General features: G+C 70.9%; 12 protein-coding genes. 10 read left to right on the forward strand and 2 right to left on the reverse strand.

Annotated elements, in window-relative coordinates:
• The first annotated feature begins 71 nt into the window (after nucleotides 1–71).
• The 9 genes from D7Y13_RS04135 (at nucleotide 72) to D7Y13_RS04175 (ending at nucleotide 11,482) form a co-directional block, all read left to right on the forward strand.
• A complete protein-coding gene (locus D7Y13_RS04135) occupies nucleotides 72–1,298 on the forward strand; it encodes a tetratricopeptide repeat protein (protein ID WP_120582772.1) in 1,227 nt (408 codons plus the stop codon).
• Complete coding sequence (locus D7Y13_RS04140; RefSeq protein ID WP_120534947.1) at nucleotides 1,295–2,422, forward strand: HupE/UreJ family protein; 1,128 nt, start codon at nucleotides 1,295–1,297, stop codon at nucleotides 2,420–2,422. Before D7Y13_RS04135 ends, D7Y13_RS04140 begins: the two co-directional genes overlap by 4 nt.
• A 148-nt stretch (nucleotides 2,423–2,570) precedes the next feature.
• The gene (locus tag D7Y13_RS04145) at nucleotides 2,571–4,091 is read left to right on the forward strand and encodes a DUF4331 domain-containing protein (RefSeq protein WP_120582771.1); all 1,521 of its coding nucleotides are present in this window, start codon (nucleotides 2,571–2,573) and stop codon (nucleotides 4,089–4,091) included.
• A gap of 4 nt (nucleotides 4,092–4,095) precedes the next feature.
• Entirely contained in the window at nucleotides 4,096–4,392 is a 297-nt protein-coding gene (locus D7Y13_RS04150) for a hypothetical protein (RefSeq protein WP_147444228.1), read from the forward strand.
• Between the two features lie 152 nt (nucleotides 4,393–4,544).
• Nucleotides 4,545–5,387 carry a peptidoglycan recognition protein family protein gene (locus tag D7Y13_RS04155; protein ID WP_120534950.1) on the forward strand — a complete coding sequence of 281 codons (843 nt, stop codon included), beginning with the start codon at nucleotides 4,545–4,547 and terminating at the stop codon, nucleotides 5,385–5,387.
• 101 nt (nucleotides 5,388–5,488) lie between these two features.
• Complete coding sequence (locus tag D7Y13_RS04160) at nucleotides 5,489–5,803, forward strand: hypothetical protein (RefSeq protein ID WP_120582769.1); 315 nt, start codon at nucleotides 5,489–5,491, stop codon at nucleotides 5,801–5,803.
• 102 nt (nucleotides 5,804–5,905) lie between these two features.
• A complete protein-coding gene (locus tag D7Y13_RS04165) occupies nucleotides 5,906–7,174 on the forward strand; it encodes a TolC family protein (RefSeq protein WP_120582768.1) in 1,269 nt (422 codons plus the stop codon).
• The gene (locus D7Y13_RS04170) at nucleotides 7,171–8,364 is read left to right on the forward strand and encodes an efflux RND transporter periplasmic adaptor subunit (protein WP_120582767.1); all 1,194 of its coding nucleotides are present in this window, start codon (nucleotides 7,171–7,173) and stop codon (nucleotides 8,362–8,364) included. The genes D7Y13_RS04165 and D7Y13_RS04170 overlap by 4 nt, the downstream gene beginning before the upstream one ends.
• Entirely contained in the window at nucleotides 8,354–11,482 is a 3,129-nt protein-coding gene (locus D7Y13_RS04175) for an efflux RND transporter permease subunit (RefSeq protein WP_120534954.1), read from the forward strand. The genes D7Y13_RS04170 and D7Y13_RS04175 overlap by 11 nt, the downstream gene beginning before the upstream one ends.
• Before the next feature lie 15 nt (nucleotides 11,483–11,497).
• Here the strand turns inward: D7Y13_RS04175 and D7Y13_RS04180 are convergent, their stop codons facing one another.
• Together D7Y13_RS04180 and D7Y13_RS48595 are read right to left on the reverse strand one after the other, a co-directional pair.
• The gene (locus tag D7Y13_RS04180; RefSeq protein ID WP_120582766.1) at nucleotides 11,498–12,214 is read right to left on the reverse strand and encodes an immunity 52 family protein; all 717 of its coding nucleotides are present in this window, start codon (nucleotides 12,212–12,214) and stop codon (nucleotides 11,498–11,500) included.
• A 13-nt stretch (nucleotides 12,215–12,227) separates the two neighbouring features.
• Nucleotides 12,228–13,814 carry a Tox-REase-5 domain-containing protein gene (locus D7Y13_RS48595; RefSeq protein ID WP_120582765.1) on the reverse strand — a complete coding sequence of 529 codons (1,587 nt, stop codon included), beginning with the start codon at nucleotides 13,812–13,814 and terminating at the stop codon, nucleotides 12,228–12,230.
• Between the two features lie 159 nt (nucleotides 13,815–13,973).
• Between D7Y13_RS48595 and D7Y13_RS04190 the strand changes: the two genes are divergently transcribed.
• A complete protein-coding gene (locus D7Y13_RS04190) occupies nucleotides 13,974–14,519 on the forward strand; it encodes an RNA polymerase sigma factor (protein WP_120582764.1) in 546 nt (181 codons plus the stop codon).
• Nucleotides 14,520–14,628 lie beyond the last annotated feature (109 nt).

Here is a 14,628-nt window from a genome sequence, read left to right on the forward strand (position 1 = left end):
TCCGCCGCGCGACACACTCCTTCCCCCCACAGGCATCCGGCCGGGCTCGGGCTCCGTAGAGTCCTGCACCCATGCGTCCGCACTTCCTGTCGTCGAAAGGTGTTTCGCGCACCGCGCTCGGGCTGACCCTGGCGGTGTCGCTGGGCCTCGCCGGCTGTGGCCAGACGCCCTCGGCGGAGCGCGTGCCCTTCACCCCCGCCACCGACGGCGAGGTGCTGGAGCAGGTGCCGGCGACCGCGACGGATGCGAAGGCCCGGGAGCGCGCCGCGCTGCGCCGGGCCCTGGCCGCCCGCTCGGATCAACTGGATCTGGCGCTGCGGCTGGCGCGGCTGGACATCGAGGAGGGGCGCGCGTCCGGGGACCCGCGCTACCTGGGCCGGGCGCAGGCCGCGCTCGCGCCCTGGTGGGACGCGGCCACCCCTCCTCCCGGCGTGCGCCTCTTGCGCGCCACCATCCTCCAGGGCCGCCATGAGTTTCCCGCCGCGCTGGCGGACCTGGATACCCTGGTGCGCGAATCCCCCGACGACGCTCAGGCCTGGCTCACACGCGCCGTCGTACTGGGCGTGCGCGGTGAACACGCGGAGGCATCGAAGAGCTGCGCGAGGCTCGCGCCCCTGGCGGGTCCGCTGGCGGGCGCGGTGTGTCAGGCGCAGGTGAAGAGTCTGGCGGGCCGCTCGAAGGAGGCCCAGACGCTGCTGTCCGCCGCCCTGGCCCGGGGTGCCCACGGACTGGAGGAGCAGGCGTGGGCGCTGTCCACGCTGGCGGAGGCCACCGCGCGCGCGGGTGACACCGACCGCGCCACGAAGCTCTTCGCCCGCGTGCTGTCCCTGGATCCGGCTGATGCCTACACGCGCGCCGCCTACGCGGATCTGTTGCTGGATCTGGACCGGCCGCGCGACGTCATCGCCCTGGTGAAGGACCACGGCCAGGACGACAACCAGCTTTTGCGCCGGGTGCTCGCGGAAGCGGCCCTGGGCACGCCGGAGGCGGCCGCGCTCGCCGCCGAGCTGGGCTCGCGCCACGCCGCCAGCCACCTGCGGGGAGACGCGCTGCACGCGCGCGAGGAAGCCCGCTTCGCCCTCCACGTCCTGAAGGATGCCGCGAAGGCGCTGAAGCTCGCCCAGGTGAACTGGGAGGTGCAGCACGAACCGTGGGACGTGCGCCTCCTCATGGAGACCGCGCTCGCGAACCATACCCCCGAGGCCGCCGCCCCCGCCCTGCGCTTCCTGGAAGCGAGCGGCGCGGACGACCCCGGCCTGATGGCGCTCGCCGAACGCGTGCGAAAGGCGTCCCCATGAAGGCCCTGGCCCTGGCCGTGCTCCTCCTGCCGCTGGCGGCGCTGGCCCACAAGCCGAGCGACAGCTACCTGCACCTGGACCGCGCCGGTGACGGCTTCACCGGACGCTGGGACGTGGCCCTGCGCGACCTGGAGGAGGTGCTCGTCCTGGACGCGGACGGCGACGGCGCCATCACCTGGAGCGAGCTGCGCGCGCGGCAGGCGGACGTCGCGGGCTACGCGCTCGCCCGGCTGAAGCTGTCCGCGCAAGGCGCTGGCTGTCCCCTGTCCCCCGACTCCGCGCTCCGGGTGGTGCGCCACTCCGACGGGGCCTATGCCGTCGTCGGCTTCACCGCCGCGTGCCCGGCTGTGCCCGTGGCGCTGGACGTGGACTATTCGCTGCTCTTCGACCGCGACCCGCAGCACCGGGGCATCGTGCGGGTGGGCAGCGATGGCGCGGGCGAACCGCTGATCCTCTCCGCCACGCGTCACACCGCCCGGGTGTCCCTGGAGGGCCTGTCCCCCTGGCGACGCTTCGGGCAGATGGTGCACTCCGGCGTCGAACACATCTGGGCCGGCGTGGATCACCTGCTCTTCCTCCTGGCGCTGCTGCTGCCGTCCGTGCTGCGGCGCGACAGCGCGACGGGCCGGTGGGTGCCGGTGACGGACTTCGCTTCGGCGGTGAAGGACGTGGTGAAGGTGGTGTCCGCCTTCACGCTGGCCCATTCACTCACCCTGAGCGCCGCGTCCCTGGGCTGGGTGTCGCTGCCGTCGCGCCTGGTGGAGTCCGCCATCGCGGCCAGCGTCATCGTCGCCGCGCTCAACAATGTCTTCCCGTTGATGGATCGCACCCGCTGGATGGCGGCGTTCGCGCTGGGGCTCCTGCACGGCTTCGGCTTCGCGTCGGTGCTGGCGGATCTGGAGCTGCCCGCGGGCAGCCTCGCGGTGACGCTGTTCGGCTTCAACGTGGGCGTGGAGCTGGGGCAGCTCGCGTGCGTCGCCGTCTTCCTGCCCCTGGCGTACCTGCTGCGCGGCACGCCCGTGTATCGCCGGGCGCTGCTCGTGGGCGGCTCCGCGGTCATCGCGCTGGTGGCGTGCGCGTGGTTCGCGGAGCGCGCGTTCGGCGTGGGCGTGTCCTTCACCTGACGCCCCTGCCCTCCGGGGCAGGCCTTCCGTCCGCTCCGGAAATCCACGCGAATCCCAGCAGCGTATTGCCATGACCCGGAGGTATGTCCTGCTCCTGCAAGACACCCGGGGACTCCAGCAAACACATCCCACGCAGCAGGAGGTTCAGATGAGAGCGAAGAAGCTCGCGGCGGTGCTTACCGTCGCGACCACGCTGGGCGCGTCTGGCGCCATGGCGTCGAGTCACCGGGAAGCACCCTTCATCACGAAGTCACCCAAGGTCGACGCGACCGACTTCTACATGTTCCGCAGCTATGAGGCGGACCGCGCGGACTTCGTCACGTTGATCGCCAACTACATCCCCTTCCAGGAGCCGTACGGCGGTCCCAACTTCTTCACCCTGGATTCGGAAGCGCTGTACGAGATCCACATCGACAACAACGGGAACGGGGAGGAGGACCTCACCTTCCAGTTCCGCTTCACCAACACGCTGGCCAACGCCAACAACGGCGCGACGCTGACCATCGGCACCGGCGCCCAGGCGAAGACGGTCGCCGTGCCGCTCTTCAACGTGGGTCCCATCACCACGGCGGACCAGTCCAGCCTGAACGTGCAGGAGTCCTTCACGCTCAAGGTGGTCCGCGGCGACCGCCGCACCGGCACCGCCAAGGACGTGACCAACGCGGCGGGCGGTTCCCCCACGTTCCGCAAGCCCACGGACTACATCGGCACCAAGTCGCTGGGCCTGCCCGCCGCGTACGAGGCCTACGCGAAGGAGCACATCTATTCGGTGAACATCCCGGACTGTGCCACCCCGGGCAAGGTGTTCGTCGGTCAGCGCAAGGAGTCCTTCGCGGTCAACCTGGGTCCGGTGTTCGACCTGGTGAACGCGCCCGGGGCCACCATCACCAACGCGGCCAACCGCAACGCGGTGACCAACCCGCTGGCGGGGAACAACATCACCACGCTGGCCCTGGAAGTCCCCATCGCCTGCCTCAAGGCCGGCACCCAGGACGTCATCGGTGGCTGGACGACCGCGAGCGTGCGCCAGGCGCGCGCCATCAACCCGTCGCCCACGTTCGCCAAGCCCTCGCGTGAAGGCGGCGCGTGGCAGCAGGTCAGCCGCCTGGGCATGCCGCTGGTGAACGAGATCGTCATCGGCCTGCCGGACAAGGACAAGTTCAACGCGAGCGAGCCCAAGGACGACGCCCAGTTCGCCACCTACGTGACGAATCCCACCCTGCCTGCCCTGCTGGAGACGCTCTTCGGCACGAAGGCGCCCACCGTCTTCCCGCGCACGGACCTGGTGACGGCGTTCCTCACCGGCGTCACCGGCGTCAACGCCAACGGCTCCACGGCGGAGATGCAGCGGCTGAACATGGCGCTGCCGGCCACCGCGAAGGCCACCCAGAACAACCTGGGTGCCGCGGGCTGCTTCAAGGACGGCAAGCTGGACACGTCCCTCACCGGGTGTGATCCGGCGGGCTTCCCCAACGGCCGTCGCCCCGGCGACGACGTCGTGGACATCGAGCTGCGCGTGGCCATGGGCTACCTGCTGGCCGACGACACCCAGGCCCCGTCGCGCAACACCGCGTTCCACGACGCCGTGCTCCAGGATGCGTCACAGTTCGACGCCACCTTCCCCTACCTGCGGACGCCCAACGCGGGCGCCAACGGCGACGGGACGTGATGCCATGCGCAGCCTGAGAGCCATGGCCTGCATCCTCGCGCTGGGCGCAACCCTGGCCTACACCGGATGCAGCGACGACGACGACGACAACAAGCCGGACGGCGGAAGCACGCCCGATTCCGGCACGCCCGACTCCGGCACCCCGGACGCCGGCCCCACGGCCATCGAGTTCACGACCTTCGTACGGGACACCATCGTGAACCAGACCAACGAGACGGGCACGCCCGTGACGCTCGACGACAAGACCTTTGTCGACACCGAGCCGGCGGACGCGTTCCCGCCCAGCTTCTTCCAGCCCTAGGCGGAAGCCGCTCACCCGCCGCCCCGATGCCCGGCAAGAACGCCGGGCGTCGGGGCTGTTTTCATTGTGGGATCCGAAACACACAACTTCCGGAAGCCCGGGGCGATAATCGCGAAAGCAACCTCTCTTCACTTTTACCGGGATTTTACATCATGAGCATCCGCTCCATCGCTTCCCGCGTCACCGCCACCGTGACTTCGCGGGCGGCGGCCACGGCCCCCGCGATCACCGCGCCGCCCGCCGGCCTGAAGAAGGGTGACAGCGGCCCGAAGGTGAAGCAGCTCCAGGACGGCCTGGTGAAGCTGGGCTACCTGACGAAGACGCAGGCGGCCACGGGCCCGGGCACCTTCGGTTCCCTGACCGAAGGCGCGGTGAAGAAGTTCCAGGCGGATCAGAAGCTGCCCACCACCGGCTTCTACGGCGAGCAGACGGCCGCGGCGCTGAAGAAGGCGCTCGCGAAGCCGACGACGCCCACGACCCCGACGACGCCCACCCAGCCGGGGAAGTTCACCAAGCCGGCGGTCATCAGCGCGCCGTCTCCCAACTCGGACTCGCGCAACGGCGCGGACATCGACGCCATCGTCCTGCACCACACCGGGACGAACAACGGCAAGGGTGACATGGCGTGGATGCGCGACCCGGCGAGCAAGGTGTCGGCGCACTACATGCTGGACCGGGACGGGAAGATCTACCAGCTCGTCGGGGACGACAAGCGCGCCTGGCACGCCGGCAAGGGCGAGCTGAACGGCGTGCCCACGGATGTGAACGGGCGCTCCATCGGCATCGAGATCGTCAACGACGGCAGCGGCAAGACGGCCTTCACGGATGCCCAGTACAAGGCCCTGACGCAGCTCGTGGGCTACCTGAAGCAGGAGCACAAGGTGCCGGCGGGCAACATCGTCGGGCACAAGGACGTCGCGGTGCCCAAGGGCCGCAAGGATGACCCGGCGGCCAACTTCGACTGGGCCCGCCTGCGCAAGGGCATCGGGACCTGAGACGCGGCCGTGGCCGGAGCGCTCCTGGAAGCCGTCCTCCGGAGCGCTCCAGTGCCTGACCGCGTGTGAAGTCGCGCCGGAGCGTGCTAGAAGACCGCCCGGTGCTCCGACTCTGGCTCTTCATCTGCCTGATGATCCTCGCTCCGGTGGGAGGCGGCCTCGCGCACGCCTTCGGACCGGCGCCGTCGGAGATCTGCGCCACGGGGTGCTCGGATGACGACGCCCATGGGCAGTGCGCACCCACCTGCGTGGACTGCGCCTGTTGCAGCCACGTGAAGCCCCTGGCCGTCGCGGTTCCGCTGCCGGGCTTCGTGAGTTCAGCGCCCCGTCCCCTCCGCTTCACGCTCGACGCCGTCGAGCCGTCGTCCGCGGACGCGGATGACATCCTGCACGTCCCGATAGCCCCCCTGGCCTAGGCCCGCGTCCGTCTTCCGTTCGCACGCGCTCCGCCACCGGTGTGCCCGGCCCCTGTCCGGGACCGCTGGCGCGCGGCGCCCGCCATTCCAGGGGTTCCTCTCGTGTCCATCCGTTCCGCGACGGCCGCCTTCGGGCTCGCCGCCGCACTGCTCGCGACGCGCCCCGCCGGCGCGTCTTCGCCCGGCGCGCGCGCCGCTCCACAGCGGCTGTCCGGTCCACTCCTCACGCTCGAGGCCGCCCTGGCGCTGGCCCGGGAGCGGGCCCCCGCCCTGCTGGAAGCCCGCGCTCACGTCCAGGCCGCCCGGGGTCAGGTGGCCGGCGCCGCGCCGCTGCTCCGGAACAACCCGCAGCTCGACCTGCAGGCGGGCCCGCGCCGGCTCGTCACCGGAGAGCGCGGGATGGATCTCGCGGTGGGGCTATCACAGCCGCTCGAAATCGGAGGCCAGCAGGGCCTGCGCCGGGACGCCGCGCGGGCCGGACTCTCCCGCGAAGAAGCCCAGGTGCGCGATGCGGAACGGCTCGCCCTGGGTGAGGTGGCCGCCCGCTTCCTGCGCGTCCTGCACGCCCAGGAGCGCGTGAAGCTTGCGGACACCGTCGTGGTGGCGTTGACCGAAACGGTTCACGCCACCGAGCGCCGCTTCGAGGCCGGAGACGTGCCGGTCGTGGACGTCAACGTGGCGCGGGTGGCCCGGGCGCGGGCGCGGGCGGAGCAGGCCATCGCCAGGGGCGAGGTGACGGCCTGGATGGGAGAACTGCGCGCCCTGCTGGGGGCCACCGTCCCGGAGGTCCCTGGCGTCCAGGGGGACCTGCGGACCCTCGCGCTGGCGCCGCTCTCCAGGCCCGGGGGCAAGACGCTGGAGCGCGCGGACCTCACGGCCCTGGAGGAGGAACAGGCCCAGGCCCGGGCCACCGCCACCCTGGGCCGGCGCGAGGTGCTCCCGGACGTGACGGTGGGCGTGCGCTACCAGCGCGAGGCGGACGAAACGGCGCTGCTGGGAACGCTCAGCGTGCCGCTGCCCGTCTTCGCCAGGGGACAGGAGGCGCGCGCCACGGCAGAGGCCGATGTAGGCCGCATCGAGAGCATGCTGAAGGTCGCGCGGCTGGCCGTGTCGAACCAGGGCTCCGCCGCGGGCGAGCGGTACTTCGCGCGCGTGGAGGCACTGGAGCTGCTGGAAGCGGAAGCACTGCCGCTGCTCACCGACAACGAATCGCTCGCCCGGCGCTCCTATGACGCCGGAGAGCTGGACCTCGCGGGCTTCATGCTGATCCGGCGCGATGCGCTGGAGGCGCGGACGGAGTGGCTCGACAGCCTGCTCCAGACCGCCCTCGCCCGCGTCCAATACGCCGTGGAACTGGGAGTCACGCCATGAAGTCCACCCTCCTGCTGCTGACCGCCCTCGTCGTGGGCCTCACCGCCTGCAAGTCCTCCAAGGCCGGACACGACGATGACCACGAGGACGGACACGACGAAGCAACCCCGTCGAAGACCCACGACGAGCCCGAGGACGGCCACCATGTGCACGTCCCCCAGGAGATGCTCCGGGACCTGCGCGTCACCACCGCCAGGGTGGAGGCGCGCCCCGGTGGGGAGAGCGTCACCGCGCTGGGGGAGCTGACCTTCAGCGAGGACGCCTACGCGGAGGTGTCCACGCCAGTGCCCGCGCGGGTGGCCGCCGTCGTCGTCACCACGGGCCAGGCGGTGAAGCAGGGCCAGCGGCTGGCGGATCTCCAGAGTCCGGAGCTGGGCCGCGCCCGCGCGGAGCTCCAGGCCGCGCAGGCCCGGGCCACCGCCGCGAGGCAGGCCGCCGAGCGCAAGCGCACGCTGGCCGACGAGCGCATCGTCGCGCGCAAGGACGTACAGGCCGCCGAAGCGGAGGCCGCCGCGTCTGAGGCGGAGGTCGCCGCCGCGAAGGCGTCGCTGCTGTCCCTGGGCGCGAGCGGTGCGTCCAGCGACGGCACCCCGAACTTCGTGCTCAAGGCGCCCATCGACGGCACGGTCATCGAGCGCTCGGCGCGGCTGGGGCAGATGGCGGATCCCTCCCAGCCCCTCTTCCGCATCGGGGACCTGTCATCGCTGTGGCTCATCGTGCACGCGTTCGAACGGGACGCGGTGCGCCTGAAGCACGGCACGGAGGCTCGCGTCACCTTCGCCGCGTTCCCGGGCCAGGAGTTCCCCGCGAAGGTGGGCCACGTGGGCCAGCGGGTGGACCCGTCCAGCCGGACCATTCCCGTCCGCCTGGAGCTGGACAACGGCAAGGGGCTGTTGCGCCCGGGCATGTCCGCGACGGCGTCCGTGCCGTTGGGGGACTCGAACGCCACGCTCACGGCGGTGCCGGCGGCGGCGCTCCAGCGGGTGGAGAACGGCTGGGTGGCCTTCATTCCGACCGAGGAGCCCGGGGTCTTCGAGCAGCGCGAGGTGGGCCGGGGGCGCAGCGTGGGCTCGCTGGTGGAGGTGCTGTCGGGGCTCGCCGTCGGAGAGCAGGTGGTGGTGGAGGGCGCCTTCCTGCTCAAGGCCGAGGTGGAGAAGTCCAAGGGCGGGGGCGACGAACATGGCCACTGATCCGCGCGCGTCGCTGCCGGGGCGCATCCTCACGGCGTCCTTCGCGAGGCCCGGCCTGACGGTGGTGCTCATCCTGGCGCTGGCGGCGTTTGGCGCGGTGGCGCTCAAGAACCTGCGGCAGGACGTCTTCCCGGACCTGTCCGCGCCCATCTTCAACATCATCGTGCAGAACCCGGCCATGGGCGCGGAGGAGCTGGAGACGGCGGTGGCCATCCCCATGGAGGTGGCACTGGCGGGCCTGCCGGAGGTGCGCCGCATCCGGTCCACGTCGCAGTTGGGCGTCACGCAGGTGACGGTGGAGTTCGAACCGGACGCGGACTACTTCCGCAGCCGCCAGTACGTTGTGGAGCGCGTGGCCCAGGCGGAAGGAGAGCTGCCCCCCGGCACCGACGCGCCGCTCGTGTCCAGCCTCACGGGCCGCCTCAATGAAGTCTTCGAGTTCACGCTGGAGGCGGAGCCCGGCAGCGCGGACCTGATGGCGCTCCGGGACCTGGCGGAGTTCGACATCAAGAACCGGCTGCTCGCGGTGCCCGGGGTCGCGGGCGTGGAGCGGCTGGGCGGCTACCTGCGCCAGTTCCAGGTGTTGTTGGATCCGGATCAGCTCGTGGCGCGAGGCATCACGCTCAACGAGGTGCAGCACGGCCTGGAGGGCGCCAGCGTCAACGCGTCCGGGGGCTTCGTGGTGCAGGGCCCCATGGAGTGGACCGTGCGCGCGCTGGGCCGCGCGGAGTCGGTGGAGGACCTGAACAACACCGTGGTCGCGCTGCGCGACGGCACGCCGGTGCTGCTGGGGGACGTGGCGGACGTGCGCGAGGCCCCGGCCCTGCGGCGGGGCATGGCCCACCGGCTCAAGGGCGAGGTGGTGAGCTGCCGCGTGAGCAAGCAGTTCGGCGCGGACACGGTGCGGGTGACGGAGGGGGTGCGCGCGGCCATCGACGAGCTGCGCCGCTCGCTGCCGCCGGGCGTCGCGCTGCGCGTCGTCTACGATCAGTCGGAGCTGGTGGGCTCCGCGCTGGGAGGCGTGGGCCGGGCCATCCTGCTGGGCGCGTTCCTGGTGGTGCTGGTGCTCTTCCTCATGCTGGGGGACTGGAGGGCGGCGCTCATCGTCACGCTCACCCTGCCCCTGTCGCTGGCGCTGGCGGGGCTGCTCCTGAAGGCGGCGGGCATCGGGTTGAACACGATGACGCTGGGAGGGCTGGCCATCGCGGTGGGCCTGCTGGTGGACGCGGCGATCATCGTCGTGGAGAACGTCATCCACGACCTGCGCGAGGGCAAGGGGCGCCGTTCGGTGCGCGACGAGGCCCTGCACGCGGCGCTGGAGGTGGGCCGGCCCATCGCCTTCGCCACGCTCATCGTCGTGTCGGTGTTCATTCCGTTGTTCGCGATGACGGGCATCGAGGGCCGCATGTACCAGCCGCTCGCGGCGGCGGTGGTGGCGTGCCTGGCCGCGTCGCTCGCGCTGGCGCTCACGCTGGTGCCGGTGGTGTCGGGGCTCCTCTTGCGAGCGCCGCGCGAGGACGCACCGGAGGACGTGTGGCTCATCCGCAAGGCGAAGGCCGTGTACGCGCCGCTGTTGGAGGCGTGCATGCGCCGCGCGGGGCTGGTGCGCGTGGTGGCGCTGGCGATCACCGTGCCCGCGTTGGGGCTGGCGTTCATGGTGGGCAGTGACTTCATGCCGAGACTGGATGAAGGCGCGTTCCTGCTCCAGACGGTGTTGCCACCGGAGGCGTCGCTGGAGGAGGTGGACCGGCTCAACCACCGGGTGGAGGACGTGCTGCGCGAGTTCCCGGAGGTGGAGGACGTGGTGCGCCGCACCGGCCGCGCCGAGCGCACGGAGGACCCGATGCCGCACACGCTCTCCGACGTGCTGGTGGTGCTGAAGAAGGACGTCGTGGGGGGGCGGGAGGCGTTGGAGGCGCGGATGCGCGAGGCGGTGGAGAAGGTGCCGGGCGTGTCCGCGCTCTTCACCACGCCGCTGGGAATGCGCATCGACGAGGGGTTGGGCGGCAGTCCGGCGGACCTGTCGGTGCGCATCTTCGGGCCGGACCTGGACACGCTGGCGGCGCTCGCGGAGCGCACGCGGGTGTTGATGGCGAAGGTGGAGGGGCTGGAGGACCTGCGGGTGGAGAAGCTGAGTGGGCTGCCCCAGCTGCGCATCCAGGTGAACCGCGCCGCGGTGGCGCGGGTGGGCCTGACGCCGGGGGACGTCATCAAGGCGATCCGCGTGGGGCTGGTGGGCGAGGACGCCGCGCAGATCTGGAAGGGCCAGCGCCGGTACGACCTGGTGTTGAAGCTGGCGGACCACCGCCGGGGCGACGTGAACGCGCTGCGCAACCTGCTGGTGGACGGGCACGACGGCACGCGCATCCCGCTGGGACAGCTGGCGACGATTGAAGAGACGTTCGGCGCGGGCAGCGTGCGGCGGGAGGCGGGCAGCCGGCGCATCGCGGTGGAGGCGGGGGTGTCCGGCCGCGACCTGGGCGGCACGGCGAAGGAGCTGCGCGAGGTGCTGGCCACGCAGTTGAAGCTGCCCACGGGCTACTTCGTGGACGTGGGCGGCAAGGTGGAGAGCCAGGAGCGCGCGGCGCAGTCGTTGACGATGGCGATCGCGGTGGCGCTGCTGGCGGTGTTCATCCTGTTGTACCTCGCGTTGGATTCGGTGGCGGAGGCGCTGGTCATCCTGGCGACGCTGCCGGACGCGTTCGTGGGCGGCATCCTCGCGTTGCTCATCGCGGGGGAGACCTGGAACGTGTCCAGTCTGGTGGGGCTCATCGGCCTGTTCGGCATCGCGGTGCAGAACGGGTTGGTGCTCGTGTCACAGACGAAGGACCTGCTCGCCCGGGGCAAGCCCTTCCCGGAGGCCGTGCGCGAAGCGAGCCTCGGCCGGGTGAGGCCCAAGCTGATGACGGCGGGCACGGCGATCCTCGGCCTATTGCCCCTGCTGGTGCTGCCGCTGCATGGCACGGAGATCGAAAGGCCGCTGGCGGTGGTGATGGTGGGAGGGCTTGTGACGTCCACCCTCTTCACGCTGCTGGCGCTGCCCACGTTCTACGCGTTGGTGCATGGGCTCCAGGAACGTCTCGCGGCCCGCCGGGCGGCGCGCAAGGCCACCGCGTAAGAGCGTGGGCAGCGCTCAGGGAGCGAGGGGCTTCATCAGTCCTGCGTTGGCCAGGAGCCCCCGCACGCGCTCGGCCAGCGCGACGTGCTCCGGGTTGCTCACGGTGAAGCGCTCGGGGGTGAGGATGATCAACGTGCCCTGGTCCTCGACGGGTTCGATGCGCACGGGGGCGGGCAGCGGCGGTACGGTTCCCCGGGCTCGGGCGAGGTACATGACCCAACCGACGAAGGTTCCAGGCTTGGGGCTATCGGTCACCAGGTTTCGGTGAGCCGGGGAGGTCGCGATCGCCCACTCCGGTTCCCAGGCAATCGCCATGCTCCGAACGAGCCCGCCCAGGACGGGCGCGGTCAAAACTTGCTCCGCGTGACTGCCAAGGCTGGGGAGGTTGAAGACACAGAAGTTGTTCACGGCGTGGGAGTAGCCACCGCAGGTGACCTCGAAGCCGCTGGCGCCATGGTCATCGCCCACGCCATTCCAGCCGCTGATCCTGAATCCAAGGTCCTCGAACACACGGTCCCTGCCTCGACGAATCAGCGGCTCGAGGGCAGACGCCTTGGGCTCGATGGGTCGTTGGAGCGCAGCCTTCCGCGACCTGCCCTGCTGGAACCATTGGGCGAAACAGGGGCCGACGTTGGCGAGCTCCGCGAAGAGGCGTTCCATCCGGAGAGCACATTCCTCCGCAGACTCCTTTCGCGCTCCCCAGTAGGAGCCCGCGTAGATGGTTTCGATCATGTGCGACCTCGCCTCAAGGTAGTGGAGGAGTGAAGACAACTTCAATTTCCGTGATGCCCCTCCCCCGCAGAAGATCCCGGATCGCTTCGGCCGTCTTCTGCTCCGCGACATGCCACCGCACCGGGGTTGCTGTTCCGTGGGAGGCACGGCTCTGTCGCTGCGCCTGCTCGACGAGCCCCTTCGCTCCCGACCTCTCGAACCAGACCTTGGGCGTGAGGTTGTCGAGGAACTTGTTCGCATAGCCCGGCCCCTTGGCCTCCAGAAGCACACCGTCCTTGTAGCCGTCGAACTTCACCTCTCCGACCCAGTAGGCCTCATCGGCCGAGCGCCCTGAAATCTGTTCCTGGTAGCGCCGGGCGCGTTCGGACATCGACTCCCTGGCGGGTCCCCACTTGCCGGGCCCCGCCGAAGGAGCGTCACCAGGAGAGGCCGTGTGGGCGCGCTGAAGGACGATGACCGCCCCGGGCCCACTGCTCAGCACCGTCGCCGTGCGTCCCACCGGCACCACGATGCGCTCCAGCACCAGTGCACCCTCCGCCGACAGCGAGAGCACCGGCACCGTGGCCTCCGCGCCCGCCATCATTCCCGTCACGGTGCGAGTCGTGGCGGATGCCGCACCCCAGGTGACGAGGACATTCGTCGCCAACCGCGCCACCTCCCGTATCTGCTCCCCTGCCGTCATGAGCTGAAACCGCTCCCAGTACTCGGGCGACGACGCGATGAGCGCCACCACGCCCGCAGGAAGGTGTCTCAATCCCGCGATGCTGTCCGTCGGACGGGAGAGCACCTGTCCCACGGCGTGGTACAGGCCCAAGAACGCATCCTCCGCGCCATCCAACGAGCGGTTGATGACGTCCGCGTCGTCGTACACCTCGGCCAGGGGCCTCCAGTCCGAGGCTCGCAGTTGTGCATCCACGTGGCGGAAGACACCTCCCCGTCCGCTGTAGAAATGCCCCAACTCGAAGGAGCCCGCTCGGAACGCCCCGTCCGTCCACGCGACGGGCGCCACCTTCTGCTGCGTGCTCCCGTCGAGCGCCCACGCCAGGTAGCCGTCTGGCCGCAGCACCGCCACCTGCTCGCGGGCGAAGCGCGCCACCCGGCGCACCATCTCCTCACGGGAGACCTCACCTCGCTCCAGCACCTCGCGCAGCAGGAAGCCCGCCGCCATGCGCGGCGGGAGGGAGCGCAGCGACACCGGCTTCTCCATCAACCGCCCCAGCACCTCGACCGCGTCCTCGGGCGTGAAGGGATTGCGGCGGACAGGCAGGTCGTCCACATCCTCCAGCCCCGCTCGCACCAGCAACTTCTCGAACGCGTCCACGTCCAGCAGACCCAACTCCAGGGCCTGCCGCGACAGCGCACCGGGACGGTTGCCAAGAATGACCGTCCCGCTCGGCAGGCGCACCGGCTGACCCCGACGCGGTTGCTCGGGGTCCTCGTCTTCCGCCTCGGCGCTCCGTCGTCCTTCGCTGGAGCCGTCCGAGGCGTAGGCCGCGCGCTGCCGGAGCACCCGCGAGCCTCCTCTCCCAGACGGCGTCTCCACCCCAGCGCATCCAGCGACCACGAGCGCCAGGCACAACACCACGACGTCCGCGCGCATTGTCCGCTCCCTGTGCCTCATCGTTCGGAAGCATGCGGCATGGAAGCCCCCCTGCTCCGACAAGGCGACGCCTCGCTGTGCGGCGTTGCACCTTCCGCGACCCACGGGCTATCTCGTGGCCATGCACGGGCACGGAACCCAAGGGCACGAGACCACCGCATGAGCCTGTCGCCCGAAGCGCTCGAAACCCTGCTGCGCCATCACCACGCATTCCTCGCGTTCCTCACGCCGCGCGTGGGCAGCCAGGAAGCGGCCCGCGAGGTGTTGCAGGCCGCCTTCGTCAAGGGCATGGAACAGGGCGGATCCCTGCGCGAAGAGCAGAGCGCGGTGGCCTGGTTCTACCGCTTGCTGCGCAACGCGCTGGTGGACGCGCACCGGCGCACGCGGCGCGAATCCTCGGCGTTGGAATCACTGGGCCGCGAGCAGCCCCTGTCCACGGAGGACGACCCGGGCCTGGAGGCCACCGTGTGCGGCTGCGTCGCGGGACTCGCCGGCACCCTCAAGCCCGAGTACGCCCAGGCCGTACGCCGCGTCGACCTGGAGGGTGTGTCCGTCGCCGCGTTCGCCCAGGAGGCCGGCATCTCCGCCAACAACGCCGCCGTGCGGCTGCACCGTGCCCGTCAGGCCCTGGGTCGACAACTGGTGGACCTGTGCGGTCACTGCTGCGCGGAGGGGTGCGTGGACTGCGCCTGCTCGCCCTCCTGAAAATGCAGGTGTAAGGCCGCGAAGGTCCGGGCGTCAGCCTGGAGGAACAGGGACGGCGACGCCCCTCCCCATCCTTCCGAGGCCCCATGGACATCACCTCCTTCACCCG

Source organism: Corallococcus praedator (assembly GCF_003612125.1).
Classification (GTDB): Bacteria; Myxococcota; Myxococcia; order Myxococcales; family Myxococcaceae; genus Corallococcus; species Corallococcus praedator.